Source organism: Hyphomicrobium sp., assembly GCF_051860585.1.
Classification (GTDB): Bacteria; Pseudomonadota; Alphaproteobacteria; order Rhizobiales; family Hyphomicrobiaceae; genus Hyphomicrobium_C.
Genome location: NZ_JBHYDS010000001.1, coordinates 229,774 through 254,566, shown reverse-complemented (window position 1 = coordinate 254,566; position 24,793 = coordinate 229,774). Strand labels below are relative to the sequence as shown.

General features: G+C 64.6%; 24 protein-coding genes and 1 other RNA gene. 11 read left to right on the top strand and 14 right to left on the bottom strand.

Features of this window, described 5'->3' with window-relative positions; translation table 11 throughout:
- The first annotated feature begins 54 nt into the window (after positions 1 to 54).
- Positions 55 to 1,032, top strand: coding sequence for a 4-hydroxybenzoate octaprenyltransferase (gene ubiA, locus ACTIFK_RS01155; RefSeq protein WP_439541546.1), 978 nt, complete (start codon positions 55 to 57; stop codon positions 1,030 to 1,032).
- Between the two features lie 68 nt (positions 1,033 to 1,100).
- Here ubiA and ACTIFK_RS01150 read toward each other — a convergent pair whose 3' ends face one another.
- The gene (locus ACTIFK_RS01150) at positions 1,101 to 1,907 is read right to left on the bottom strand and encodes a DUF1013 domain-containing protein (RefSeq protein ID WP_439541198.1); all 807 of its coding nucleotides are present in this window, start codon (positions 1,905 to 1,907) and stop codon (positions 1,101 to 1,103) included.
- A 214-nt stretch (positions 1,908 to 2,121) separates the two neighbouring features.
- Between ACTIFK_RS01150 and ACTIFK_RS01145 the strand changes: the two genes are divergently transcribed.
- Positions 2,122 to 2,556 (top strand): MaoC family dehydratase, encoded by a 435-nt coding sequence (locus ACTIFK_RS01145; RefSeq protein WP_439541197.1) that lies wholly within the window; start codon positions 2,122 to 2,124, stop codon positions 2,554 to 2,556.
- A 48-nt stretch (positions 2,557 to 2,604) separates the two neighbouring features.
- On the top strand, positions 2,605 to 3,540 hold the full coding sequence (locus ACTIFK_RS01140) for a bifunctional riboflavin kinase/FAD synthetase (protein ID WP_439541196.1): 936 nt from the start codon (positions 2,605 to 2,607) through the stop codon (positions 3,538 to 3,540).
- Between the two features lie 105 nt (positions 3,541 to 3,645).
- On the opposite strand, the gene ACTIFK_RS01135 is transcribed toward ACTIFK_RS01140, so the two are convergent.
- Positions 3,646 to 3,972: a hypothetical protein gene (locus tag ACTIFK_RS01135; RefSeq protein WP_439541195.1), complete on the bottom strand. Its 327-nt coding sequence runs from the start codon at positions 3,970 to 3,972 to the stop codon at positions 3,646 to 3,648.
- A 131-nt stretch (positions 3,973 to 4,103) separates the two neighbouring features.
- On the opposite strand from ACTIFK_RS01135, the gene ACTIFK_RS01130 reads away from it, so the two are divergent.
- The 3 genes from ACTIFK_RS01130 (at position 4,104) to ACTIFK_RS01120 (ending at position 6,515) form a co-directional block, all read left to right on the top strand.
- Positions 4,104 to 4,493 (top strand): hypothetical protein, encoded by a 390-nt coding sequence (locus tag ACTIFK_RS01130; protein ID WP_439541194.1) that lies wholly within the window; start codon positions 4,104 to 4,106, stop codon positions 4,491 to 4,493.
- A gap of 164 nt (positions 4,494 to 4,657) precedes the next feature.
- On the top strand, positions 4,658 to 6,040 hold the full coding sequence (locus tag ACTIFK_RS01125; RefSeq protein ID WP_439541193.1) for a glutamate--cysteine ligase: 1,383 nt from the start codon (positions 4,658 to 4,660) through the stop codon (positions 6,038 to 6,040).
- Between the two features lie 274 nt (positions 6,041 to 6,314).
- Positions 6,315 to 6,515 (top strand): hypothetical protein, encoded by a 201-nt coding sequence (locus ACTIFK_RS01120; protein ID WP_439541192.1) that lies wholly within the window; start codon positions 6,315 to 6,317, stop codon positions 6,513 to 6,515.
- 45 nt (positions 6,516 to 6,560) lie between these two features.
- Here the strand turns inward: ACTIFK_RS01120 and ACTIFK_RS01115 are convergent, their stop codons facing one another.
- The 10 genes from ACTIFK_RS01115 to ACTIFK_RS01070 form a co-directional block, all read right to left on the bottom strand.
- Entirely contained in the window at positions 6,561 to 9,134 is a 2,574-nt protein-coding gene (locus ACTIFK_RS01115; protein WP_439541191.1) for a beta strand repeat-containing protein, read from the bottom strand.
- A gap of 259 nt (positions 9,135 to 9,393) precedes the next feature.
- Positions 9,394 to 9,927 carry a hypothetical protein gene (locus ACTIFK_RS01110; protein WP_439541190.1) on the bottom strand — a complete coding sequence of 178 codons (534 nt, stop codon included), beginning with the start codon at positions 9,925 to 9,927 and terminating at the stop codon, positions 9,394 to 9,396.
- Positions 9,928 to 10,086: 159 nt separating this feature from the next.
- A complete protein-coding gene (locus tag ACTIFK_RS01105) occupies positions 10,087 to 11,235 on the bottom strand; it encodes a carboxynorspermidine decarboxylase (RefSeq protein WP_439541189.1) in 1,149 nt (382 codons plus the stop codon).
- A gap of 65 nt (positions 11,236 to 11,300) precedes the next feature.
- Positions 11,301 to 11,729, bottom strand: a complete 429-nt coding sequence (locus tag ACTIFK_RS01100) for a hypothetical protein (RefSeq protein ID WP_439541188.1) — start codon at positions 11,727 to 11,729, stop codon at positions 11,301 to 11,303.
- A 74-nt stretch (positions 11,730 to 11,803) separates the two neighbouring features.
- Positions 11,804 to 12,178: a hypothetical protein gene (locus tag ACTIFK_RS01095; protein WP_439541187.1), complete on the bottom strand. Its 375-nt coding sequence runs from the start codon at positions 12,176 to 12,178 to the stop codon at positions 11,804 to 11,806.
- Between the two features lie 253 nt (positions 12,179 to 12,431).
- Positions 12,432 to 13,772, bottom strand: a complete 1,341-nt coding sequence (locus ACTIFK_RS01090; RefSeq protein ID WP_439541186.1) for a hypothetical protein — start codon at positions 13,770 to 13,772, stop codon at positions 12,432 to 12,434.
- Between the two features lie 134 nt (positions 13,773 to 13,906).
- Positions 13,907 to 15,121, bottom strand: a complete 1,215-nt coding sequence (locus ACTIFK_RS01085; protein WP_439541185.1) for a saccharopine dehydrogenase family protein — start codon at positions 15,119 to 15,121, stop codon at positions 13,907 to 13,909.
- A gap of 208 nt (positions 15,122 to 15,329) precedes the next feature.
- The gene (locus ACTIFK_RS01080; RefSeq protein ID WP_439541184.1) at positions 15,330 to 15,650 is read right to left on the bottom strand and encodes a YbaB/EbfC family nucleoid-associated protein; all 321 of its coding nucleotides are present in this window, start codon (positions 15,648 to 15,650) and stop codon (positions 15,330 to 15,332) included.
- Positions 15,651 to 15,696: 46 nt separating this feature from the next.
- A complete protein-coding gene (locus ACTIFK_RS01075) occupies positions 15,697 to 16,062 on the bottom strand; it encodes a DUF1810 domain-containing protein (RefSeq protein WP_439541183.1) in 366 nt (121 codons plus the stop codon).
- A gap of 133 nt (positions 16,063 to 16,195) precedes the next feature.
- Positions 16,196 to 16,450 (bottom strand): hypothetical protein, encoded by a 255-nt coding sequence (locus ACTIFK_RS01070; protein WP_439541182.1) that lies wholly within the window; start codon positions 16,448 to 16,450, stop codon positions 16,196 to 16,198.
- Positions 16,451 to 16,820: 370 nt separating this feature from the next.
- On the opposite strand from ACTIFK_RS01070, the gene ACTIFK_RS01065 reads away from it, so the two are divergent.
- Entirely contained in the window at positions 16,821 to 17,261 is a 441-nt protein-coding gene (locus tag ACTIFK_RS01065; protein ID WP_439541181.1) for a DUF7282 domain-containing protein, read from the top strand.
- 207 nt (positions 17,262 to 17,468) lie between these two features.
- On the opposite strand, the gene ACTIFK_RS01060 is transcribed toward ACTIFK_RS01065, so the two are convergent.
- Both ACTIFK_RS01060 and ffs read right to left on the bottom strand, forming a co-directional pair.
- Positions 17,469 to 19,358 carry a DNA polymerase III subunit gamma/tau gene (locus ACTIFK_RS01060; protein WP_439541180.1) on the bottom strand — a complete coding sequence of 630 codons (1,890 nt, stop codon included), beginning with the start codon at positions 19,356 to 19,358 and terminating at the stop codon, positions 17,469 to 17,471.
- Between the two features lie 131 nt (positions 19,359 to 19,489).
- An RNA gene (gene ffs, locus ACTIFK_RS01055) (signal recognition particle sRNA small type) lies at positions 19,490 to 19,589 on the bottom strand.
- A 202-nt stretch (positions 19,590 to 19,791) separates the two neighbouring features.
- Between ffs and ACTIFK_RS01050 the strand changes: the two genes are divergently transcribed.
- The 4 genes from ACTIFK_RS01050 (at position 19,792) to nuoG (ending at position 24,783) form a co-directional block, all read left to right on the top strand.
- On the top strand, positions 19,792 to 20,136 hold the full coding sequence (locus tag ACTIFK_RS01050) for a hypothetical protein (RefSeq protein ID WP_439541179.1): 345 nt from the start codon (positions 19,792 to 19,794) through the stop codon (positions 20,134 to 20,136).
- Between the two features lie 253 nt (positions 20,137 to 20,389).
- Positions 20,390 to 21,097 (top strand): NADH-quinone oxidoreductase subunit NuoE, encoded by a 708-nt coding sequence (gene nuoE / locus ACTIFK_RS01045; protein WP_439541178.1) that lies wholly within the window; start codon positions 20,390 to 20,392, stop codon positions 21,095 to 21,097.
- A 9-nt stretch (positions 21,098 to 21,106) separates the two neighbouring features.
- Entirely contained in the window at positions 21,107 to 22,390 is a 1,284-nt protein-coding gene (nuoF, locus tag ACTIFK_RS01040; RefSeq protein WP_439541545.1) for an NADH-quinone oxidoreductase subunit NuoF, read from the top strand.
- Positions 22,391 to 22,665: 275 nt separating this feature from the next.
- A complete protein-coding gene (gene nuoG, locus ACTIFK_RS01035) occupies positions 22,666 to 24,783 on the top strand; it encodes an NADH-quinone oxidoreductase subunit NuoG (protein ID WP_439541177.1) in 2,118 nt (705 codons plus the stop codon).
- Positions 24,784 to 24,793 lie beyond the last annotated feature (10 nt).

Sequence of the window (24,793 nt, the reverse complement as noted above, 5' to 3'; positions counted from 1 at the left end):
ACGCCGTGGCGGCTAACGTCCGGCGCAATCGAGAGCGAGGACCACGACGCAATGATGGCAAGCGCGGCCAGCCCGGGCCAGGAGCCCAATGACGGCGGAAAGGCGGTCGCCGATGCCGAGGCAGGCAACTGGGTGGATCGCCTGGCCCCGGCTTCCTGGCGGCCCTACCTGCGCCTGGCCCGCATGGATCGCCCCATCGGCACCTGGCTGCTGCTGTTTCCGTGCTGGTGGTCTCTGACGCTTGCCGCCGTTTCGAACGGCCAGCCGTATCCCGACATGTGGATGCTGCTGTTGTTCGCGGTCGGGGCGGTGGTGATGCGCGGGGCAGGCTGCGCCTACAACGATTACGTGGATCGCGAGTTCGACGCGCGTGTTCAGCGGACGGCCAGCCGGCCCATTCCATCCGGGCAAGTCTCGCCGGAGGCGGCGCTGCTGTTCGTCGTGGCGCTGTCTTTGATCGGCTTCCTCGTGCTGATCTGGTTCAACCTCTTCACGATTCTGCTCGGCATCGCGTCGCTCGCGCTGGTTGCCATCTACCCGTACATGAAACGGTTCACCTACTGGCCGCAGGCGGTTCTCGGCCTCGCCTTCAACTGGGGCGCGCTGATGGGCTGGGCGGCCGTCAAAGGCTCGCTCGGCTGGCCGCCGATCCTGCTCTACGCCGGCTCGGTGCTGTGGACGATCGGCTACGACACGATCTACGCCCACCAGGACACCGAGGACGACCTGATGCTGGGCCTGAAGTCCACCGCGCTGACGTTCGGGGAGGACACGCCGTTCTGGATCGGAAGCTTCTACGTCGCCGCGCTGCTGCTTTGGATTGCGGCCGGCTTCCTCGCCGGCACGCATCTCGTGTTCTTTTTCGGCGTCGCCCTCGTCGGGCTGCAGATGGCGTGGCAGGTCTCGACTTTGGATACGAACGACGCCGGCAACTGCCTGCGCCGCTTCCGCGCCAACCGCGACGTGGGCGCCGCGATCTTCCTCGCGCTCGTCACGGACACGCTGCTGTCGTGGTGGGCCGGCCTCAGCTGACCCACGCCCTCGGCATCAGCCCAGTAAGTAGTCGAGCCCGGTGATCGGAAACGGCCTCCGCAGCCGCGTTAGCGCTTGTCGGTGGCTTCTTCTTCGGCGGCTTCCTCGTCCTGCGCGCCCTTCATCTCTTTCAGCTTGGCGAACATGCGGGCTTCTTCCTCGGCGGGCGTTTCTTCGCGCGCCTCGGGTGCCTCTCTCGGCTGCATGATCTCGGCCGTCGGACGGAAAGCGCCGTCGCCATCGTCGTCGTCGTTATCGTAGTCGGCAGGCGCCGTCGTCTCTTCGGTCGGCAGCAGCGTGCCGGCCTTGATGGCTTCCTTGTTGGCCTCGCGGCGCTCGCGGTCCATGCGGCGCGCGGCGCGCTTCACTTCGTTGTCGAGATCGGTCTGCGAGCAGAGCCCGAGCGTCACCGGATCCTGCGGCACGAGGTTCGGAGAGTTCCAGTGCGTCCGGTCCTTGATCTGCGCGATCGTCGGCTTCGTCGTGCCGACCAGGCGCATGAGCTGGCTGGTCTTCAGTTCCGGGTGGTTGCGCAGCAGCCAGAGCACCGCGTTCGGACGGTCGTGGCGGCGCGAAACCGGCGTGTAGCGCGGTCCGCGCTTGGAGATCGCTTCCGGCATGATGACCTTGGGCTCGGCGATGCGGAGCGAATGCGACGGGTCCTTCTCCGCGATCTCGATTTCGTCGCGCGTAAGCTGGCTCGACGTCACGGGATCGTGGCCCTTGATACCCTGCGCCACGTCTCCGTCGGCGATGCCTTTGACTTCGAGGACATGGAGGCCGCAAAACTCGGCGATCTGCTCGAAGGACAGCGAGGTATTTTCGACCAGCCAAACGGCAGTGGCCTTTGGCATCAGGGGCTTACGGTCGCTCATAGCGGCTCTTCTCCGGGCTTTCACGGGGCGAACCGCGAAAACCATTTCGTTGAATGGAATTGGGGGATTGCATCTTATACCGCAAATTGCGGCTTGAGCGCAACACCTGTCGGTTGGCGCCCGCCGGCCCGGCGGAGGCGCGCCGAGTTGCGCGCGGGCGGCGACGCCGCTAGACCATGGCCACGGAACGAGCCCCGGCAGGAGAGAGCGCTTCATGACAGCCCCCAGCATCATCTATTTCGAAGACCTCTCGGTCGGCCAGGAAGCCTCGGTTTCGAATACGGTGAGCGAAAAGGACATCCAGTTGTTTGCGGATGTCTCGGGCGACCGCAACCCCGTCCACCTCGACGCCGACTATGCCGCCACGACCATGTTTAAGGAGCGCATCGCCCACGGCATGCTGTCTGCGGCCTACATTTCAGCCGTCTTCGGCATGAAGCTGCCCGGCCCGGGTGCGATCTACATTTCGCAGACCCTGGCCTTCAGGGCGCCGGTCAAGATCGGCGACACGGTGGTGACCACGGTCAAGCTGGTCGAACTGGTCCCAGAGAAGAAGCGCGCGCGCTTCGAGACCGTCTGCGCCGTCAACGGCAAGCCGGTCCTCACCGGCGAAGCCCAGCTCATGATCCCATCCCGTCCGGCCGCCTGAGCAACGCGCCGCGGCGGCCTGCCGAAAACGAGCGCCGAAGGGAGCAACATGCGCATCGTCCACGGCTACCGAGCGGTCCCGCCTGAGGCCATGGGCGCGTCACTCGCGCTGGGAAATTTCGACGGCGTCCATCGCGGCCATCAGGTGCTGATCGGGAAGGCCGTCGAAGCCGGGCGACGCCTGTCCCGTGCCGCAGGCGTTCTGTTGTTCGAGCCGCATCCGCGCCAGTTCTTCAAGCCGGACGCCCCTCATTTCGAGCTGACGCCGCTCGAGTCCAAGCTCGCGTTGTTCGATGCGCTGGGGCTGGACATGGCCGTCGTGCTCCCCTTCGATGCGGCGCTCGCGAACCTCGATGCCGGGCGCTTCGTCGAGGACATTCTCGTTCGCGCCCTGGCCGTCTCGCACGTCGTTGTCGGCTATCACTTTTTCTTCGGAAAGAACCGCGCCGGCTCGGTCGAAACACTCAAGCAAGCCGGCGCGGCGCACGGCTTCGGCGTCACGGTCGTCGAGCCGGTTTCCGACCGCGGCGAACCCTTTTCCTCGACGGCCGTCCGCCTCAGGCTTGCCGAAGGCGACGTCCGCGGCGCGGCCGAGGCGCTGGGCCGACCGTGGAGCGTGCGCGGCCCGGTCGTCGGCGGCGCCATGCGCGGCACGGACATGGGCTATCCAACGGCCAACATCGCGCTTCCCAAAGGCACGGCGCTGGGGCACGGGATTTTCGCGGTGCGCGTTGCGCTGGAGGGCCGCCACCTGGAAGGCGCGGCCTACCTCGGCACCCGGCCGACATTCGACGACGGCCATCCGGTGCTGGAGGTGTTCCTGTTCGATTTCGACGCGGATATCTACGGCCGCGAAATCGAAGTCAGCTTCATCGACAAGGTCCGGGACGACCGCAAGTTCGCGACCTCGGAAGATCTGGTGCGCCAGATGGATGAGGACTGCGCCAGGGCGCGCGAGATCCTCTCGGCAGACAGCCTTAAGTGAGCGCTAGAGTGCTTCCGGAAAAGTGGGAACCGGTTTTCCGATAAGAAGCACGATAAAATAAAGGGCTAGAGTCTTTCCGCGATTCAACCAAAAACCGGAAAGACTCTAGAACGTCGGAATGCTTCCCGGTGCTTTTTCGCCGGGCTTCCGGCCGGCCTTGCCGAGCTTCATGATCTCCCGCGACCCGTCCGGATAGGCGAGCGTCACGTATTCACACGCCCGGTCCAGGGCGAGAATGGACCGCAGGATGCGCTGCCCGGCATCCGAGCCGTCGTTGATGAGATCGAAGTCCATCGGACCGGCGTGATAGGTGCAGGCGGCCGATCCGCCGGGCTGCTTCTTGTTAGGGACCGTCTCGCCGTCGAGCGTGAAGGCGGCGGCGGCGATCCCGGCGACGATGATGCCGCCCGCTATCATTGCCTCGTTCTTCATAGGCGTTGCTCCATCCACGACCGCCGCCCGGACCTTTCTCCGGCGCGGAGCGATTCGTTTACGTTCCCTCCCTATCATCGCAAGCTGGCGCGGAGCCTGTTCGGCCCTGATACCGAACGGCCGGCCCGCGCATGCGGTGCTGCAACGATGACTATGCAAGTCAGAACGCTCCTGACATTTCTCACCTGCGCCTCGATGCTGGGCTTCGCGGCGGTCCCGGCGGTCGCCGAGCGTCCGGATGCCCCGGACGCGATCAGCGCCATCGCGACCGGCCGGCCATCGTCATCGAGCCGAACATCGATCTTTCCCGCCCTCGCAAGCCCGATCCGAACACCCCGGACGTCATTATGGGCGAGGTCGAGCAGTGCTCGGCGGCCGGCGTCCTCTCGTTCGTCGATTGTCTGCGCGGGAACTATGGACCGGTCATGATCCGGCGGCTGGAGGCCTGCGTGGCCTCGGAAACCATACCGGACGATCTCTCCCGTGTTGCCGCTTGCCTTCCCCGGCCGCGTCTGCGCTGACTTGAGACCCTACGCGCGGCCGGAGTGGCCGGGCAGCGACGGCCCAGCAGGCGTCAGCCATGGTGGGGCCGGTCAACCCCTTGTGAAGGCGTCCGCCTCTCGCCATAACTCCTGCCGAGCAATGCCCGCCCAAACAAACTTGTGGCACGACCAGAGGCCCACGCATGTCGACCCGCCAGGACGGGGCCAAGAGCCCGCTCGCGCGCAATCGCGCCGACCTTGTCGGCTGGATTGCGGCCGGAGAGAAGCCGAGGGACGCCTGGCGCATCGGCACCGAGCACGAGAAGTTCGTCTTCTACACCGAGACCCTTGAGCCGGTGCCCTACGCGGGACCGCGCGGCATCCGCGCGCTCATGGAGCACATGATCCTCCGTTACGATTGGGAGCCGATCCTCGAAGGCGACAACATCATCGCGCTGAAGCGCCCGGACGGCGATCCGGGCGGCACGATCAGCCTCGAGCCCGGCGGCCAGTTCGAGCTGTCCGGCGCGCCCGTCAGAACGCTGCACGAGACCGCGGACGAAACGCAGGGTCATCTGCGCGAAGTGCTCGATGTCGGCGAAGACCTCGGCATCGGGTTTCTCGGCGTCGGCTTTTCGCCCAAGTGGACGCTGGACGAAGTCCCGCGCATGCCCAAGGAGCGCTACAAGGTCATGACGCGCTACATGCCGCAAGTCGGCAAGCGCGGCCTCGACATGATGTACCGCACCGCGACCATCCAGGTGAACCTCGACTTCGCGGACGAGGCGGACATGGTCAAGAAGCTGCGTGTCAGCCTTGCGCTACAGCCCATCGCAACAGCGATGTTTGCGTCATCGCCGTTCACGGAAGGCCGCGTCAACGGCATGAAATCGCTGCGCAGCGAGGTCTGGCGCGAAACGGATCCGCGCCGCACCGGCATGCTGCCCTTCGTCTTCGAGGACGGCATGGGCTATGAGCGCTATGTCGACTACGCCCTCGATGTTCCGATGTACTTCGTCTACCGCGGCGGCCGTTACATCGATGTCGCCGGCGCTTCGTTCCGCGACTTCATGCAGGGCAAGCTGGCCGCGATGCCGGGCGAGCTGCCGACCATTGACGACTGGTCGGATCACCTGACGACGCTGTTCCCGGAGGTGCGCCTGAAGCGCTTTCTCGAAATGCGCGGCGCGGATGGCGGACGTTGGACGCGCATCTGCGCGCTTTCGGCATTTTGGGTCGGCCTGCTCTACGACGACGTCGCGCTCGATGCCGCGTGGGACCTCGTCAAGACGTGGACGGCCGAAGAACGGCAGGCGCTGCGCGAGGCGGTGCCGCGCACCGCGCTGGCGGCGCCGTTCCGCGATACGAACGTCCAGCAACTCTCTCTGGAGGCGTTGCGCATTTCCCGGCTCGGCCTGCGCAACCGCCGCGAGATCAACGCCAAGAGCCAGGACGAGACCATCTACCTGGCCCCGCTCGAACGCCTCGTCGGCTCCGGGCGGACGGTGGCCGACGAGCTTCTCGAGCGTTTCGAAGGCCCCTGGCGCGGCTGCATCGATCATGTGTTCGAAGAATTCGCATTTTAGCGGACCGGGAGAGGCGTGCGGACACGCCAGCACGGAACGAACCGGACCGCCCGCGCGATTACCCCTCCGTAGGCCACGGCTCGAATGTGCGACTTGGAGCTAAAACCTCAAACGCGCCCGGTGCTTGACCGCCGGTTCAGGTAACGTTCATCGTACGCAGCGTAAACCATCTTTCGCATTGGATGATGGCCTCTGCTTCTTGCGTGATCGCTGGTAGGATTGCGGCCAACGTCATGCGGACAGCAAGCAGCGAAACGAGAAGGAGACTGACGTCGTGAGCCGGACACTAAGCCTAGCCATCGCCGCCTTGTGCGTGGCGGCAGCTTCGTCCGCGCTTCCCGAAGTCTCGGTCGCGAACGACTGCGCTCAGCGGTGCTACGCGCAGGAAAACTCGTGCCGCCGCGCCACCAAGGACAGCCCCACCTGCGGCGCGCAGGTCACCCGCTGCCTGCAGGGCTGCCGCGCGCAGCGTTAAGAAGTAGGCCGGGGATCTTCCCCCGGCTTGTTCAAGCGTCTCGGATCACCAGGTCCACTGTACGCCAGCGCGACCGCCGATGATGTTGCCGGCGCTATAGGTCTTGTACTCCGACCAGCCAGCACCGACCGACGCGTCAACGGCGATCCGGTCTCCAAACGAGACGCAGTTGCGGCACATGACGCCGATCGCGCTCCACGCCACCGCATTGCCGTCGCCGTTGAAATTGCCCCAACCCACACGCATACCGAAGTTCTCCGACTGGGTGAGCGAAGGCGCCTCCGCGGCGAGCGCGAGCGACACGCCGGCCTGCAGCCGGGCAATGGCCTCGAATGTTGTCCCGTGGTCGGTCGCGAGGTTGCCCGCGGCGTCTGTCGTTGCGAGCTGCAACGGTCCTGACTGGCGGTCGACACTCTGTTGGGACGTTATGCCGGGAGCTGTGTAGGTCTGCGAAGCCGATCCAAGCATGACCTGATTGTCATAAGTCGTGCTTGCGCCCGTACCGAGGGCCGTGGAGTTGGTGTGTCCGGCATTGACGACTGAGCCCGTACCAACTGCATTGCTGTTGTCGGCCAACGCGCGCGAGCCCTGTCCGATGGCCGAGGAATTCGCGCCAAACGCGCCAGCGCCGGTTCCCACGGCGACAGCGTTGATTTGGGTCGCCGAAGAATCTCCGATCGCGATGGAGCCCGCGCCCCGCGCATCCGAACTCCAGCCCACCGCCGTTGCGCTGACCCCCGACGAATCGGCGTTGGCGCCGATCGCCGTCGAGTTGACGGCACGCGCGTCCGAGCCGATGCCGTAAGCAGAAGCGTTGTTTGCGTGCGCCTCTGCAAATGCGCCACTGGCGGTTCCACCGATCGTGCCTGTGGCAACCGTCGCGCCGAACCCGTTAGCTGTCGCAAAAGACGTACCCGTGACGGTCGCGAAAGCCCCGGTCGATGTTGAGCCAAAGCTGGTGCTGGCGTCGGAGCCGAATCCGGCCGCAGTCGCGAATGAGCTGAAATCCGAGTTTGAAAGTGCGCCGGTCGCAGTCGAGCCGAAAGTCTGCAATGCCGAGGCGCCTGCGCCGGTCGCGGTCGAAAGAGTACCGTCGACGACAGCGCCCGGGCCTATCGCCACAACGCCAGCGCCGGTCGCGGACGCTTGGTCGCCGATTGCGACCAGGCTGTTGCCGCTCGCCGACGCTGCGTTGCCGACAACGATGTTGCGATTGCCGGTCGCGGTCGAGGCGTTGCCACCAACAAAGTTTGCACTCCCGTCAGCGGTGTTGTCGTTGCCGGCCACTTGGTTCTCAGAACCAGTTGCGGTGTTGGTATTGCCCGCCACCTGATTGCGGTCGCCGGTCACGGTATTGTCGTTGCCTGAAACTTGGTTGTCGTTTCCGGTCACCGTATTGGGATCGCCAGCAACGAAGTTGTTATCGCCGTCCACCTGGTGGCCGCTTCCCAAAACGGTGTTATTCGCGCCACCGTTGAGAATTGCGATTCCGTTGCCAAGGACGCTGTTGTTCCCGCCAATTCCGGTCGAATTGTCCTTGCCGATCGCAATGTCGTTCTCGCCGCCCGCGCTTGACGCTCCTACCGCGATCGAATTCAGACCGGATGCGTCCGAGTTCGCTCCGAGCGCCGTTGCGCCGCCGCCTGTTGCCTTCGCGTTCGTGCCAAGCGCGGTATCGTTCGCGTTAGACGCGACGGAGCCGTTGCCGACGGCGACTGCGTCCCGGTGGCCGGTGAAGGCTTCGGCACCGCCAGTACCTGCACCCGACAGCGCGCCACCTCCCAAAGTGATACCGCTGGAGTAGGTCGTGCCGCTCGCGTCGCCGATCGTGATCGCGCCGCCAAAGGCGGACATGCCCTGCGTCGTCTTCACCTGGCTGGCGGTCACGTTCCCGCTGGCATTGACGTCTCCGTCCACGCCGACATCATCATTGAAAATGGAAACGCCGGATACGTTCACGCCGCCGTCCGTCACCGTAACGGTGCCTGTGAATGTGGTGTCGCACAGCGGCAAGGTTTCCGTCACGTAAGCGTTCAGGTCGGACTGCTCATGACTGAAGACCTGAGCCGCGATCTGCGAGGCAACGCCTCCGACGGTGGATCCGGCCCCGACAATAGCGGCAGCAAGCGCGACGGCATCAACGCCTGATGAAATTGTTAGGGCGGTTGCAGCTCCAGCGGAGACCAAAAGACCCGGCGCTGCCGCAAGAAAGGGGTCTCCTGCCGCAGCCGCCACAAGGCCACCTGCTAGCACACCAAACGAAGCCGCTTGTGCGGAGGCTGCAACCTCGGAGGCGATGAGACCGGTGACGCTGGCGGCGGCGCCGACTGCGTTTGCTGCAAGGCCGACGTCGTTGGCGATCAAGGCCTGCTTACCAAGATCGTTGATGGCTTTTGTATATTGCCATGCGCACCCTCCATCTCCGACGTTGGAGAGCTGAGGTGTGCTGGTGATCAACGCCGCCGGCGTTGCCGGTGTCGCCGCTCCTGCGCCGGTATTGGACCCGGCCGCTGATACCGGCCCGGCGGCGACGATACTCATCGCGAACACGCTGACCGCTGACCGCAAACGCGTTGTATGGCGAGGCGCAATGGCGCCGGGCTTCGGGATCTGTTCCATCGGTACGCAACTCCACATACGCTTACGCAGCTTGCGGAGGACGCGACGAACGGGATCGTGAGGCACGCCGCTCGGACTCAGCGGATCCGAAATTCTTCCAGAAGCTACATTCACAAGCGCATTTTCGTTGGTGCAGAACAACAGCAAACGGCTCAGTTAACCAACGATGGTCGTTGCTCCGATGTTGAACGGCAACAAGTCGAGCGTATGCAGAGTAAACTTATACGGAAGTTTACGTAGCCCCTGAGCAGATTGCCGATCAGTCGCGCTTGATCGGAGCTTCCGGCGCAGGCGCTGAAACCGCAGGAGAAGGCTGCGTGCCAATGTTGAGCGCATAAATCATCCACTCGCCCTCGACGCTCTCGAACAGGAAATCGAAGTGCACGCGCTGTGGGACGGTGTCGAAGAAGCCGTTGAGGCGCAGTTCGTTATTCTGGAGCGCCGGGACTTGCTGCATCGTTGGCGTAAAGAAAAGGACTGGCGAAAGGTCAAACTTGCTTTTGCGCAGGGCGGCGAAAATGCTCGCGAGCTTTTCCGCGCTGTTCGCGTCTTGAAAGCGCGGCGAGCCAAGGCCTCTGAGTACGGAATAATTCGCGGTTTTGTTGGCTTGGTTGATGGCAATCACCGTCGATCGGATCATCATGTTGATCTTGAAATCGTCGGGGAGTTCGGTAGCCGTAGTACTGACACCCTCTGTCGTCGCGAGAGTTGCTTTCGGGCCAGTCTGAGCAAGCGCGTCGCCGCTGAGACTGATTAACGCTGTAACCATCGCCAGACACTGACGCAAAATCATCGACGATTGCCCCACCCAGCTGCTCGAACACGTCCAGCTAGCTAACACAGCGATCGGCGATCGACCGATGAATCTAAGGTCGAGTTTAACGGGCACATTAAGTATCCGGTCGATGGCCTGCGAAGAGCGACGGCGAGATGTTGATCGCCCGACGAAGTGCTAACCGAGCCGACGCCGGAACTCTTCATATCCGAACGTGCGCACCACCTCGTAGCGGCCATCCTCGTGCAGCATCGCGAGATCCGGCAGCGGCGTGCCGTTGAACGTGGTGTTCTTCACGAACGAGTATTGCATCATGTCGCTGAAGATCACGCGCGAACCGGGCACCAGCGGCGCGTTGAACGAATACTCGCCGATCACGTCGCCGGTCATGCAGGTTTTACCGCCGAGAATGTAGGAGTGCGCGAGCACGCCGGGCTTTTCGGCGCCGAGAATGGCCGGCGTATACGGCACTTCGAGCACGTCCGGCATATGCGTCGAGGCGGACGCGTCCAGGATCGCGATCTCGCGCTCGTTGAAGTGCAGGCCGATGACCGTCGAGACGAGATATCCCGTGTCGACGACCAGCCCCGCGCCCGGCTCGAGATAGACCTCGACGCCGAACTCGGCCCGGAACGCCTTGAGCGCCGCGATCAGCTTGCCGACATCGTAACCGGGCTTGTTCATGTAATGGCCGCCGCCGAAGTTCACGGCCTTGACCCGGCGCAGATACGGCTCGAACGAGCGCGCGACATGCTCGATCAGGCCGACCGATCCGTCGGCCAGGGATTCGCACAGCGTGTGCACGTGAAAGATATCGATGTCGTCCCACGGCAGCTGGTCGATGTCCTCGACGGTCGTGCCGAACCGCGAGCACGGGGCGCAGGGATCGTAGAGCGCGCCACCGACGGTCGCGTTCGAATATCCGGGATTGATGCGCGCGCCGACGGCCAGCCCGCTGCGGCCGGAGGCACGCACGATGCTCACGACCTTCTCCATCTGCTCTGGAGAGTTGGCATAGATGTGATCCGCGATGCCCGTCAGGCGCTCGATTTCGCCGGGCCCGTAGGCCGGCGCGTAAACGTGAACCTCGCGGCCGAACTCCTCGCGGCCCATGCGCGCCTCGTATTCGCCGGACGCGGTCGTGCCGTCCAGCACGTCGCGCATCAGCGGAAACGCGGCCGGCATGGCCCACGCCTTGGTTGCGAGCAGGATCTTGACGCCGGCTTCCTGGCGCACGCGCGTGGCCGTCGCCAGATTCCGCTTGAGCGCCGCCACGTCGAGCACATAGGCGGGCGTCCGGATGTTGTCGGGAATCTGCGGGATCATGGTCGCTTGCGTTCCAAAATTGAGCGGGAGGCCCCGCCCGAGCCGGCGAAGAGGGGCGGAGCGCGCTATATGGCATCGCAATGTGAAGACTTCCAGCGCTTCGCCGCGAAGGTGAGGAAGAACAGCGCGAGATAGATCGTCAGGAATGCCAGGCCGCCAATCGCGGCCGAGAGGTCGTAGAGCGAGAGGCCGAGCAGGTAGTCCGGCCGCTCGGCGCCGAAGCTGGCAATGCCCGTGGCGGGCTTTGAGATCCCGCCCCATGCGCGCTCTGTGCCGAGCAGCAGGGCGTTGAGGCCAGCCGTCACGCCGCCCATGAAAGCCAGCCCGCAGGAGAGAAGCGCGAACGCGGTGCACCGGAGGAGCAACGGGCAGTCCTTGAGGAACAGCCACAATCCGACGATGTAGGCCGAGATCATTCCGAAGCTGACGGACACCACGGTGAGGACCAGTCCGGTCAGCTCGTTTCGGATCGACAGGATCTCGGCTTCGGACATGCTATCCCCCGGCATCGCAGCCTCGCGCGCGGCGAGGTCTGATCTGCGCGGGGTCGTCCGTCAAGCGACTTTTGCTAATGGCTGGCCGCGGGAGTGTCCGTATAGAAGTCGAGATCGTCCTCGATGTTCTGCGCCGCAATCCGCCAGTTCCCCGGCGCGTGCGTCGAGCGGCCGGGATCGGAGGCGTAGTTCTGGTCGACGATCGCCGCCACGGGCTCCGCGTTCTGCGCCGGGAACGCGCACAGCCGCGACGCTAGCCCCTGCAACTCGTTCATGATCACGGCGCGCCGCACTTCATGCTGAGCCGTCACCTGGCGGATTTCGGAAAGGAGCTTTTCATCGACGTGGTTGAGCGCGGCGTTGAGCGCGCGCACGAGCGCCTGCTCCTCCTGCGCGTTTTCCGCCAGACGTCGATGCATCTCCGCGAGCTTCTGGGAAAGTTGAGCCATGGGGGTCCCCGCTGTCTGAGATTCGAATCACACGATCAACGTTCAGCAAAATTTGTGACTCCACTGGGGACGCGCAACGCCACAATTGGTCCGACACCGGCCTTTTTTTATTCCAAGGCGAGACATTTTTTCGCGCCGGGCGAGTGGCGAGGGCGCCCCGAACAACGCCCGAAGCCATCTGAATAGGGCTTAAGAGTGGTTCCGGAAAAGTGGGCACCGGTTTTCCGATAAGAAGCACGATAAAACAAATGCTCTAGCGCGCCGGCTTCAGCGTTGCGGAGATGTGGTCGGCAACCGTCGCGATGACGCCATCGTCGCGCATGTACGCGTTGTGATAGAGCGCGTCGCTCAACCGCTTCCACATCACATCCGGATTGGGGATGCCGCCATCCGGCGCATCGTTGGCGACAACGCTGTTATAGAGGCCCTGCGCGGCGTCGAACAATGCCGCGTCGTTGATCCCGCCGAGATCAATCGCCTCGATGCGCTCTTCGCGGGCCTGAACGAGATAGGGCGGCAGCCGCGTCACGCCGACGAGCTTGTACGGCCCGTCGCCTCCGAATGCCGCGCCGATCACGCCGCCGTGGATCGCCGACGTGAGGAACTTGGCGTAGAGGAACGCCCCGCCCGCGCGCGCGATGAGCCAGATGGCGAAGAATACCGCGCCGTACACGACCGGCACGAGCAGCAGGAACGTGAAGTCCGCAGCCGTGCCGAGCCCGAACTCTCCGGCCCGCACCTTCGTCAGGATCGGATCGAGGAAATAGGAGCCGGTCCACATGAAGAACAGCGCAGTGCCCACGACGCCTGCCAGAGACGCGAAGGCCGTCAGCGACCGCATGGCCGAGGCCGTCTTGACGTACTGCGGCGAAATCTGCGCCGCCCGCTCGAGCAACTGCATGGCTTCGTCGCGGGGGCTGTGCACCACGAGCCATTGCGAGGGCGCGAGCGACGCTGCAAGCAGCCGCGTGGCGAGACGGCGACGCGCGAGCTTGCGCAACCCCGCAGCGAGGCTCCACAGCCCGAGCGCCAGCAGGCCGCCGAAGACCACCACAGCTTCGATCTTCTTGGTCCTGTCCGACGGCAGGATCTCGGCCAGATACCAGACCATGATCGGCGGAATGACGAGCCCGAGCAGGGCCTGGAACAGCGCGATCAGCATCGGCACGGTTTTGAGACGGCGCGCGAAGAACGGTGTGCCGAACGAAATGATGCCGCCGCGATGCGTCGATCGCCGTGCGCGCGTCAGCCCTTCAACGGTGACGTTGCCGCCGTGGCTGTGTGCGATAATCGCGTGCGGCCGGCCGGCCGCATCGAGCTTGCGCAACGAGCGCGCCAGCTCGGCCGCGCCGCGCAGGCGATCGAAGTCCGAGTTCTGCCCGCTCCAGTGCAGCGGCACGATTTCGACGCCGCTAACGCCGCGCTGCGCGAGGTCATAGATCAAGCGTTCCGTGAACCTGGACCCGCGCTGCCACCAGCGCTCGCCCTCGTCGTCGGCGTGCGCATCGTTCGTGCCGTGCACCGTGACGATGACGGGGCCGCGCGCAACGCTGCTGGGCAGGTCCGCAAAGCTCTGCTCGGTTCTGTCTTGCATCGACTGCTCCCCCGGGGACTGCGCATCGATCCGCATACCCGCCAACGCGACAGTTATCTCAAGGGAAACGGCCGTATGGGAACAAAAAAATGGGCGGCCCAAGCCACCCATTTTTCCGTGATTGATAAGAGAGCTTACGTCCGGACCGCGAACAGCTCCGCCTGGTCGGCGGGCGTCATGTCGAGGACGTGCCAGGGCAGGCCCTGCTTGGCGAGCTCGTCGAGGAACGGCTTCGAGGGAAGCTGCTCGACGTTGAACACGCCCTTGCCGGTCCACGCGCCCTGGAACATCTGGATCGCGCCGACGACAGGCGGCACGCCGGTCGTGTAGGACACGGCCTGCGCCTTGGTCTCCTTGTAGCACTGGGCGTGATCGCAAACGTTATAGATCAGCACCGTCTTGCGCTTGCCGTCCTTCGTGCCGTCGATGATGCAGCCGATCGATGTGCGGCCGGTGTAGTTCTCGCCCAGCGACGACGGCGGCGGCAGCAGCTCCTTCAGGAACTCCATCGGGATCACGGGATGGCCCTTGTACATGACGGGATCGATCCGCGTCATGCCCACGCTCTGCAGCACGTCGAGATGCTTGATGTAGTTGTCCGAGAACGTCATCCAGAAGCGGATCTGCTTCAGACCCTTGATGTTCTGGACGAGGCTCTCCTCCTCCTCGTGATAGATGAGGTAGCTCTTGCGCGGACCCACTTCCGGGTAGTCGATCATGCACGAGATCGTCAGCGGATCGATGTCGATCCACGCCCCGTTCTTCCAGTACTTGCCGCGCTGCGTCACCTCGCGGAGATTGATCTCCGGATTGAAGTTGGTGGCGAACGACTTGCCGTGGCTGCCGTCGTTGCAGTCGATAATGTCAATCGTGTCGATGGTGTCGAACAGGTGCTCCTGCGCATAGGCGCAGAAGATGTTCGACACGCCCGGATCGAAGCCGCAGCCGAGCACGCCCATGATGCCCTTCGAGGCATACTTGTCCTGGTAGGCCCACTGCCACGAGTACTCGAACTTCGCCACGTCGCGCGGCTCGTAGTTGGCCGTATCCATGTAATGCACGCCGGCCTTGAGGCAGGCATCCATGATCGGCAGATCCTGGTAGGGGAGCGCCATGTTGATCAGGAGATCCGGCTTGACGCGATCGAGCAGCGCGACGACCTCGTCGACGATGTCCGCGTCGACCTGCGAGATCTCGATCGGCGTGACGCAGAGCTTGGCGACTTTCTCGCAGCTCTCGAGGCGCCGGGACGCCAGATGAACCTTTTTGAAAACGTCGCGATTCATGGCGCACTTCTGCGCCGTGACCGAACCGGCCGCGCCGGCTCCGATAATGAGAACGCTGTCCAAGGAGAAGCTCCCTTAACAATGATTGGCGCGTCGCACTTCACTGGGACCGGACGCGATCACGGTCGAAAGAACAGCTCGCGTGCACAGCACTATGAGCAAGCGCCCGCAGATAGGCCAGAACCCCGCGCTTTTCAACGGCTCGCAGCGCTTTGCGGCGCCTTGGAGTGAAATAAATTTCGCGGCGGCCGCGACGGGGGTGGTCTTGCTGTCAAAAAAGCTTCATGCCGGGTGGCAGCGGAAGACCGCCGGTCACTTCGCTCATCTTTTCCTGGAGCTGCGCCTCGACCTTGCTTTTGGCATCACTCGACGCGGCGACAATGAGATCCTCGATGATCTCCGCCTCTTCGGGCTTGAGCAGCGACGGATCGATGCGGACGCGTTTCATGTCGCCCTTGCCGGTGAGCGTGACCGAGACCAGGCCGCCGCCGGACGAGCCGGTGACTTCGAGCGCACCAAGCTCCTCCTGCATGCGCTGCATGCGCGCCTGCATGTCCTGGACTTGCTTCATCATGCCCATCAGGTCTTTCATCGGTCCTCCTACCGGGTATCTATGTCCCGGAGTCTAGGCCATTTTCTCAGGTGCCGCATCGTGCCAAATCGCCCCCGGCGCGCTCGAAAAGCGCCATCGAGGATCTGAACTTCTTGGCGTCGAGTTCACCCAGGATGTCGCCCAGCGTCACGTCGCGGCGGGAGCACACCAGTCCGGCGCATTCCTTGAGACGGCCGCCAAGGATCGGGTGGGCGAGGTAGGCGCGCGCCTCGTCGAGGGACGAGATCGCATAACGCTCCGACATGGCGCTGCGGCCAAGGCCCTTCTCTTGCGGAAAGATGAACCAGATCCAGTGGGTGGTCTTGCGCCCGGCGCGCAGCTCACGCAGCACGGTCCCGTAGACGAGCGACTGCGCGTCCACGAAGCGTTGCAGGTTGAAGGGATCGTCCATGGCGCCAGCCTCCTCACGATCATACGTGGGAGCACGCGACGCGTCGCGAAATGCCCCGAGGCAAAAAAAGAGCCGGGCTTTCGCCCGGCCAAGTGTTCCAATCGCATCCTGGTGCGGGAGAAGGTGCGCGGAGCTACTCTTTCTTCTTTTTGTCGGTGATCTTGAAATTGGTATCGACGGTGATGGTGTACGTGCCGTCGGCGCACTCGGCTTTCGAAACGGCATAGAACCCGTCGCCGGACGAGATTTCACCGAGCTTGCAGCCTTCGGCCGTCAGCGACTTGGTGATGCCGTCAACGGTGGCTTTCGAGAACTTGCCTTCGGAAGCAGCGAAGGCGGATCCGGCCATGACCGTCAGCACGGCGATCGAAAGTGAAAAGCAACGCATGCGTGTCTCCCTCGTGCCCCCTCAGGGACGATGACAATCATCATGCTATAACATTGCTAATGTTGGACGGGGAGGGGACGAGGCGCTCCCGTCGAAAATCGGGAGCAATTCCCGGATGGGTGCAGCATGGCAGGCGGATGCGATCGCCGCATGCGCTTGGTGATCGCATCCGACATTTGAAACCACGCAAAACCACGTAAGCCTGTTTCCATAAGGGGCGGCAATAACGCAAATTACGCCGGCCGAAAAATCAATTTGGCTGAAATAGACGTTATCCGATGTGAAGGAGCGAACTGTCGCCGCGCGCGTTGAATTCGCAGGAACGCCGAAATGGTTTCGGCGAGAAATGTGATGAGGAACGCTTATGAAAATGTATCGCTCTGGTCTTGGCGCAGCCGCCCTTCTGTGCGCACCGCTGTTCGTCATGAATGCGTTTGCGGCACCGCAAGCGCCAAAGGCCCAGGCTGCGGGAGAGGCGCTCACCGATCCGTCGGTAATCGTTTTTGATCAGCGCAGCGGGAGCAAGGCCGTCAGCTTCAGCTACGTTTACCTGCCGACAGACGGTTACGTCGCGGTGTACGGCAGCGACGCCGAAGGCAAGGCGAAGGGCGACGTGCTCGGCTACGCTCCGCTTCCCGCCGGCGATCACCGCAATGTCAGCGTCGACCTCGGAAAAGAACTCACGAGCGGAATGATACTGTGGGGATCGCTTTATCAGGACGTGGACGGAGACAAAAAGCTGGATAAAGGCAAGGACACGGCATTCTGGCCGGATGGAAAGCCGCTCGAAAATCGCTTCAGCGTACTTTGACGAATAGGGACGAAAAGCTCAAAATAAAGCGGCCGCCCGTGAAAATCGGGCGGCCGTTGTTGCGCTCACCGCGGCCAAATGCCGTTTTGATACTGCCTACTGCCTACTGCCTACTGCCTACTGCCTACTGCCTACTGCCTACTGCCTACTGCCTGCTGCCTGCTGCCTGCTGCCTGCTGCCTGCTGCCTGCTGCCTGCTGCCCAATCTCACCCCGTCTTGCTGTCGTCATCCCGGTCGCGCTGCACGGGGCGCACCGGAGTCACTTCGGCGTCGGGGAAGGCCTCCAGCACGGCGGCCACGGCCGGGTGCTGCTTGAGCGTGGCGAGATCGCGGGCCTCGCGCTCGCGCCGGACTTCTCCGATGGGCCGCTCGCCGGGCACCTTCGACAGCGCCACGATCCAGCGGCGGCCCGTCCACTTGTTGAGCTTTTCGCGCAGATCGTTGGCGACGTCGGCGTTCGCGCCCGGCAGCAGGAACAAGTCGATAGCGCCGGCCGTCCCGTCGTAGCGTACCAGGCTGACCTGCTCTTCGAGCGCGATACGCAGCTTCACGTCGCGCCGGTCACCGGCAAGCGCGACGACGTCCGCAAATCGCAACAGCGGCCGGAGCGACGTGCCAGACGCCTTCACGGCGGGCGCGCTGTCGTCATCCGCCTCATCTTCGATCCCGCCGTCGGAGGGAAAGTCGAAATCTCCGGGGTTCTCCGAGTCGACTTCGTTGGCGGCGTCGTCGTCTGAGGTCGCGTCAGTGCCGGCGCGGCGCGCGACCGGTGCAGCATCGGACGAGGCATGTGCACCCGCGCCGTTGCGGTCGGGAGCCGAAGGCCGGTCGCCGGACCTCCGGGCAATCGGCGCGCCGCCGAGTGCGCGAATGATCTCGTCCGGCGGCGGCAGGTCCGACGTGTGTGCGATCCGGATCAGCACCATCTCGGCTGCCGACAATGGATTCGGCGCCTTGCCGGCCTCTTCGAGACCCTTGAGCAGCATCTGCCAGAGGCGCGCCAGCAGCGCCATCGAGAGGCGATCCCCCAAACCACCCGCACGGCGCTTTTCGTCGAGAGCGAGCCCTTCGCCCGCGGCGTCGGCGCCAACGGCTTTGATGCGCGCGGTGATGTGCGTCGCCTCGGCAAGATCGGCAAGAACTTGCGCTGCATCCGCGCCATCATGGTGCAGGCGGTCGAGCGCTTGCAGCGCGGGCCCGATGTCGCCCGCGACAAGCTGCTCGAGCAGATCGAAAATGCGTCCGCGGTCGGCAAGCCCGAGCATGGCCCGCACGTCGGCGGCTGTGACCGCGCTGCCGCCACGGCCATCCGTGCCAAGAGTGCGATCCGCGCCGAAAGACGTTGAGATCGCCTGATCGAGGATCGAAAGCGCGTCGCGCACCGAGCCCTCCGCCGCGCGCGAAATGAGCGTCAACGCGTCGTCGTCGGCCGAAGCGCCCTCGTTGGCGACGATGTTTTTGAGGTGCTGCGCGAGACGCGGAACGTCGACGCGCCTGAGGTCGAAGCGCTGGCAGCGCGACAGCACCGTCACGGGCACCTTGCGGACCTCGGTCGTCGCGAAAATGAACTTCACGTGTCCCGGCGGTTCTTCGAGCGTCTTGAGGAGCGCGTTGAACGCGCCCTTCGAGAGCATGTGCACTTCGTCGATGATGAACACCTTGGTGCGGGCAGAAAGCGGCCGGTAGCGCGCGCTCTCGATGATCTCGCGGATGTTGTCGACGCCGGTGTTCGAGGCCGCGTCCATCTCGATCACGTCGGGGTGCCGGCTTTCCATGATCTCGCGGCAGTTGCGGCCAAGCACCGGCATATCGATCGTGGGCTGGTGGATCGTGTCGGTCTCGTAGTTGAGCGCGCGCGCCAGGATGCGGGCGGTCGTGGTCTTGCCGACGCCGCGCACGCCGGTCAACATGAAGCCATGCGCGATGCGCCCGGACGCGAACGCGTTGCGCAACGTCTGCACCATCGTTTCCTGGCCGATCAGGTCGTCGAATGTCTGCGGCCGGTATTTGCGCGCCAGCACGACATAAGGCTTGGCCGGCGCACCAGCGCCGCCAACACCCGTCGTCACATCTTTATCCGATTGCTTTTTAGCCATTCACCCGCCCAAACGCTCGACCGATTGGCCCGCAGGGCCCGGGAGCAAGGCGACCCGGCGGTCATGGCGAAGCCATGCTTCGCATGGACGGCGCCGCCCCTTGCGGAGCCCGCCTCGCGGGCGCGAGCAAATAAAGAGAGGCTGACGAACGACCCGTGCACCTGTCGTTAGGGCTGCTTCCTTCCGGACCTGACCCGGTTGGCGATGGTCTCGTCCGCCGCCAGCCTCGAAGCCGAATATGGAGTCTACCCGCGGGCGAGGCAAGCCTCTTGCGGGCCGCTCAAGGCCCTCAGTTCGACGCAGGCCGGCGTGGAGCGAGACCGCAAGCCGCCATGGCCGGCGCCGCCGTCCTTAACCGGCTTCTCAACTGACTGTGGCGAAGGGCCCGGGAAACTGGCAGAATTCCCTGCAAAATTTGGGGGCGCGTAGGACAATGATGGACAACCTTTTTCTGTTGGCGGTCGCGGCCCTGGGCTGGGGACTGTCGCTCGCGACCTACAGCATTTTCGCGGTGCGCCATCAGTGGCCGATGGGCGCCCTGCAGATGGATTTTCCCGCCATTCCGGTCCTCCTCGGACTGATCGCTATCGCCGTGTCGGTCTGGTTCGCCGTTGCCCGGGGTCCGGAAGCGGGCGGCTGGGTGATCGTCCTGTTCGGCATCCTCCTCGCGATTTTCTGGACTGGCTTCCTGCGCGTTGGCTCGCAGATCTCGCTGTTCCTCGCTCCGGTCGCCACCGTGCTGCTGATCACGGGCTGGCTCAGCATCCCGCTCAGCTGACCGCGCGTCATCCCTGACGACAGGGCTCGCCTTTCGCGGCGGCCGCGACCAAAGTCTGCATCCGAAATCATATGGTTGGGGCGGGGCTGCACATGCGTGCGCCCTTGCTTTCGCGCTGCGATAGACGTACTGGAACGGTTAACACTGCTGCGGGGGTGAGCGCACGCAGAGGCCGTGAAGCCAGAGGTCATCGAGACCCTGCAGCGGCCCGTGCGGCCTCCATCCCGCGGGTGATCCGCACTGGGGAGCCAGCATGGCCGTCCGCCGCCTTCATCCCGATCAGCCTCACGATTTCTCGTTCACGCCGGAAAACCTCGCGTGGGCCAACGAGACGATCGCCAAGTACCCACCTGGCAAGCAAGCCTCCGCCCTCATTCCGTTACTCTGGCGCGCGCAGGAACAGGCGAACAACTGGCTGTCCGAGCCGGCGCTGCGCTACGTTGCTGACATGCTCGGCGTTGCCTATATCCGCGCCTATGAGGTCGCGACGTTCTACACGATGTTCCAGCTTTCCCCCGTCGGCACGAAAGCCCACGTGCAGGTCTGCGGCACGACGCCGTGCCAGCTCCGCGGCGCTGAGGGGCTGATCGACGTGTGCAAGCGGCGCATCTCCGAGCATCCGCACACGCTCTCGGACGACGGACAGTTTTCCTGGGAAGAGGTGGAGTGCCTGGGCTGCTGCGCAAACGCGCCGATGGTCCAGATTTTCAAGGACACCTACGAAGACCTGACGCCGGAATCGTTCGACAAAATCCTGGGCGCGATCGCGCGCGGCTCGGCGCCGAAAGTCGGCTCGCAGATCGGCCGCAAAACCTCGTCGCCCGAAGGCCCGCTGACCAGTCTCGTTGACCCCAAGCTCTACGACGGATCGACGGTCGGCTCGTGGCGGGCGCGTTTTCCCGAGCTGCAGGAAGGCGCATCGGCAGACGCGCCGGCCTCGCCCGACAAATCCAAGGGTTAGATCGCAATGCTGCTCGAGGACAAGGATCGCATCTTCCGCAACATCTACGGGCTCCACGACTCGGGGCTCAAGGGTGCGCGCAATCGCGGCTCCTGGGACGGCACCAAGTTCTTCATCGACAAGGGCCACGACTGGATCATCCACGAGGTCAAGACGTCGGGCCTGCGCGGGCGTGGCGGCGCGGGCTTTCCCACGGGGCTCAAGTGGAGCTTCATGCCGAAGGCCGACGCGCGCCCCTCGTATCTGGTCATCAACGCCGACGAGAGCGAGCCGGGTTCCTGCAAGGACCGGGAGATCATGCGCAATGATCCCCACCTGTTGATCGAAGGCGCGCTGCTCGCGGGCTTCGCCATGCGCGCGCACACGAGTTACATCTATATCCGCGGCGAGTTCATCCGCGAGCGCGAACGCCTCCAGCGCGCCATCGACGAAGCCTATGCCGCCAAGCTGATCGGCAAGAACAACATTCACGGCTGGGATTTCGATCTCTATCTGGCGCACGGCGCCGGCGCCTACATCTGCGGCGAGGAAACCGCGCTGCTCGAAAGCCTGGAGGGCCGCAAGGGCCAGCCGCGCTTGAAGCCGCCGTTTCCCGCCAACGTCGGCCTCTACGGTGCGCCGACCACGATCAATAACGTCGAGAGCATCGCCGTCGTGGGCGACATTCTGCGCCGCGGCGGACACTGGTTCGCAGCCCTCGGCCTGCCGAACAACACCGGCACCAAGCTGTTCCAGATTTCCGGCCACGTGAACCGTCCCTGCGTCGTCGAGGAGGAGATGGGCATTCCGTTGCGCCAGCTCATCGACGAGCATTGCGGCGGCGTGCGCGGCGGCTGGAACAACCTGATGGCGGTCATTCCCGGCGGCTCGTCCATGCCGCTCATTCCGGCCGACCTGTGTGAAACGCTGACCATGGACTTCGACAGCCTGACCAAGTTGAAGTCCGGCATGGGCACGGCCGCGGTCATCGTGCTCGACAAGTCGGCCGACGTCGTCAAGGCCATCGCCCGCATCGCCTATTTCTACAAGCACGAGAGCTGCGGCCAGTGCACGCCCTGCCGCGAAGGCACCGGCTGGATGTGGCGCGTGCTCGAACGCATGGCGCGCGGCGAAGCGGAAAAGAGCGAGATCGACAAGCTGTTCGACGTCTCGAAGCAGATCGAAGGGCACACCATCTGCGCGCTGGGTGACGCGGCCGCTTGGCCGGTGCAGGGCCTCATCCGCCACTTCCGTCCGGAGATCGAAGCCCGCATCGACTCGTATAAGGCAGCCCACAGGGAGGCCGCTCAATGATTGGCTGCACGATGGCGACCCCGTTGACGTCATGCCGAGCGTCTTGGCGAAGCCAAGCTCCGCTTGGACGGCCGGGACCCACGTCACGCCTCAACGGCTGGATCCTTGACGTCCACGCGACGCATGGCGTCACCGCAGCCCCCTTCCCCCTCTCCCCTTGGGGAGAGGGTCGGGGTGAGGGGGCTCTCAACCGGCGTGCAGCGAGCATCCCCCCTCACCCGGCGCAAGCGCCGGCCTCTCCCCAAGGGGAGAGGCGAATCAGCGGGCCCTAAGTCATGCCGAAGCAACTCATCATCGACGGCAAGGAGATCGAGGTCGAGGACGGCATCACGCTGTTGCAGGCGTGCGAGCTGGCCGGCGCCGAGATCCCGCGCTTCTGCTATCACGAGCGCCTGTCGATCGCCGGCAACTGCCGCATGTGCCTCGTCGAGGTGCAGGGCAGCCCGAAGCCGGTCGCCTCCTGCGCCATGGGCGTCAACGACCTGCCGCCCAACCGCGACAATTCCCCGAAGGTCATCTCGACCCGCAGCGCCACCGTGAAGAAGGCGCGCGAAGGCGTGATGGAATTCCTGCTCATCAACCACCCGCTCGATTGCCCGATCTGCGACCAGGGCGGCGAGTGCGACCTGCAGGATCAGGCGATGGGCTACGGCGCGGGCGGCTCGCGCTATGCCGAGAACAAGCGCGCCGTCGAGGACAAATACCTCGGCCCCCTCATCAAGACGTCCATGAACCGCTGCATCCACTGCACGCGGTGCGTCCGCTTCATGACCGAGATCGCCGGCGTCGAGGAACTCGGCGCCATCGGCCGCGGCGAGGACATGGAAATCACGACCTACCTCGAGCGCGGCATCCTCTCCGAGATGAGCGCCAACGTAAACGACCTCTGCCCGGTCGGCGCGCTCACGCATCGCCCGTGGGCGCACAACGCGCGCCCGTGGGAGCTGCGCAAGACCGAGAGCGTCGACGTCATGGACGCGGTCGGCTCCGCCATTCGCATCGACTGCCGCGGCCGCGAGGTCATGCGGATCCTGCCGCGCAACAACGACGCCGTGAACGAGGAGTGGATCTCCGACAAGACGCGCCACGTCGCCGACGGCCTGCGCACGCAACGCCTCGATCAGCCCTACGTCCGCAAGGACGGACGCCTCGTCCCCGCGACGTGGCCGGAAGCGCTCGCCGCCGTGGCGGACCGCATCAGCGCCACCACGCCCGAACGCATGGCCGCGATCGCCGGCCCGCTGGCGGGCGCCGAGGAGATGTTCGCGCTCAAGGATCTCTTCGCCCGTCTCGGCGCAACCAACGTCGACTGCCGCGACGACGGCGCCAAGATCGATCCCGGCCTCGGCCGCGCCAGCTATCTGTTCAACGCCACCATTGAGGGCATCGAGCGCGCCGACGCTATCCTGCTGATCGGCACCAACCCGCGCATCGAAGCGGCCGTCCTCAACGTGCGCATCCGCAAGCGCTGGCGCCAAGGCGGGCTCACCGTCGGCGTGATCGGCGAGCAGGCCGACATCGGCTATCCCTACGACTATCTCGGAGCGGGCGGCCAGACACTGCGCGAGCTGGCCGACGGCAAGCACCCCTTCGCCGAAAAGCTTGCAGCCGCCAAGGCTCCCCTCGTCATCGTCGGCGCAGCGGCCTTGGCCCGCGCCGACGGACGCGCCGTCCTCGCTGCGGCTGCCCGAATCGCCAACACCGCCTCCGCCGGAAAAGACGCGTCCTTGCAGTCGTTCAACGTGTTGCAGACGGCGGCGTCGCGCGTCGCCGGTCTCGACCTCGGCTTCGTGCCGAAGAAGCCCGCCACCGCCGGCGTCGCGAACATCGTCTCGTCGGCTGAAAATGGCGAGCTGGACGTGCTGTTCCTGCTCGGCTCCGACGACATCGATACGGCCCGCCTCGGCAAGGCCTTCGTCGTCTACCAGGGCAGCCACGGCGATGCCGGCGCGCATCGGGCCGACGTGATCTTCCCGGCCGCGGCCTACCCGGAAAAGAGCGCGACCTACGTCAACACCGAAGGCCGCGCCCAGATGACGGCCCGCGCCGCGTTCCCGCCGGGCGAGGCGCGCGAGGACTGGACCATCATTCGCGCGCTCTCTCCGCTCGTCGGCCAGACGCTGCCCTATGACAGCCTGCCGGCCTTGCGTGCGGCGATGTACAAGCAGGCGCCCCAGCTTGCCGCGCTGGATCGCGTCACGCCCGCGCCGGGCGACGTGATTGCTGTGCTCGCGGGCGGCAAGGGCGCCGTCAAGGACGAGGCCTTCCGTTCGTCCGTGAAGGACTTCTATCTCACGAACCCGATTGCGCGCGCCTCCGCCGTCATGGCCGAGATGAGCGCGCTGAAGGCGGCGGCAGGCAAGGCCAAGGCCGGCCTGTCCGCGGCCGAATAGGAGCGAGCGG

Coding starts and splice junctions, on each gene's coding strand:
- ubiA (WP_439541546.1), top strand. CDS start 55: ATGGCAAGCGCGGCCAGCCCGGGCCAGGAGCCCAATGACGGCGGAAAG.
- ACTIFK_RS01150 (WP_439541198.1), bottom strand. CDS start 1,907: ATGAGCGACCGTAAGCCCCTGATGCCAAAGGCCACTGCCGTTTGGCTG.
- ACTIFK_RS01145 (WP_439541197.1), top strand. CDS start 2,122: ATGACAGCCCCCAGCATCATCTATTTCGAAGACCTCTCGGTCGGCCAG.
- ACTIFK_RS01140 (WP_439541196.1), top strand. CDS start 2,605: ATGCGCATCGTCCACGGCTACCGAGCGGTCCCGCCTGAGGCCATGGGC.
- ACTIFK_RS01135 (WP_439541195.1), bottom strand. CDS start 3,972: ATGAAGAACGAGGCAATGATAGCGGGCGGCATCATCGTCGCCGGGATC.
- ACTIFK_RS01130 (WP_439541194.1), top strand. CDS start 4,104: ATGCGGTGCTGCAACGATGACTATGCAAGTCAGAACGCTCCTGACATT.
- ACTIFK_RS01125 (WP_439541193.1), top strand. CDS start 4,658: ATGTCGACCCGCCAGGACGGGGCCAAGAGCCCGCTCGCGCGCAATCGC.
- ACTIFK_RS01115 (WP_439541191.1), bottom strand. CDS start 9,134: ATGGAACAGATCCCGAAGCCCGGCGCCATTGCGCCTCGCCATACAACG.
- ACTIFK_RS01110 (WP_439541190.1), bottom strand. CDS start 9,927: ATGATTTTGCGTCAGTGTCTGGCGATGGTTACAGCGTTAATCAGTCTC.
- ACTIFK_RS01105 (WP_439541189.1), bottom strand. CDS start 11,235: ATGATCCCGCAGATTCCCGACAACATCCGGACGCCCGCCTATGTGCTC.
- ACTIFK_RS01100 (WP_439541188.1), bottom strand. CDS start 11,729: ATGTCCGAAGCCGAGATCCTGTCGATCCGAAACGAGCTGACCGGACTG.
- ACTIFK_RS01095 (WP_439541187.1), bottom strand. CDS start 12,178: ATGGCTCAACTTTCCCAGAAGCTCGCGGAGATGCATCGACGTCTGGCG.
- ACTIFK_RS01090 (WP_439541186.1), bottom strand. CDS start 13,772: ATGCAAGACAGAACCGAGCAGAGCTTTGCGGACCTGCCCAGCAGCGTT.
- ACTIFK_RS01080 (WP_439541184.1), bottom strand. CDS start 15,650: ATGAAAGACCTGATGGGCATGATGAAGCAAGTCCAGGACATGCAGGCG.
- ACTIFK_RS01075 (WP_439541183.1), bottom strand. CDS start 16,062: ATGGACGATCCCTTCAACCTGCAACGCTTCGTGGACGCGCAGTCGCTC.
- ACTIFK_RS01070 (WP_439541182.1), bottom strand. CDS start 16,450: ATGCGTTGCTTTTCACTTTCGATCGCCGTGCTGACGGTCATGGCCGGA.
- ACTIFK_RS01065 (WP_439541181.1), top strand. CDS start 16,821: ATGTATCGCTCTGGTCTTGGCGCAGCCGCCCTTCTGTGCGCACCGCTG.
- ACTIFK_RS01060 (WP_439541180.1), bottom strand. CDS start 19,358: ATGGCTAAAAAGCAATCGGATAAAGATGTGACGACGGGTGTTGGCGGC.
- ACTIFK_RS01050 (WP_439541179.1), top strand. CDS start 19,792: ATGATGGACAACCTTTTTCTGTTGGCGGTCGCGGCCCTGGGCTGGGGA.
- nuoE (WP_439541178.1), top strand. CDS start 20,390: ATGGCCGTCCGCCGCCTTCATCCCGATCAGCCTCACGATTTCTCGTTC.
- nuoG (WP_439541177.1), top strand. CDS start 22,666: ATGCCGAAGCAACTCATCATCGACGGCAAGGAGATCGAGGTCGAGGAC.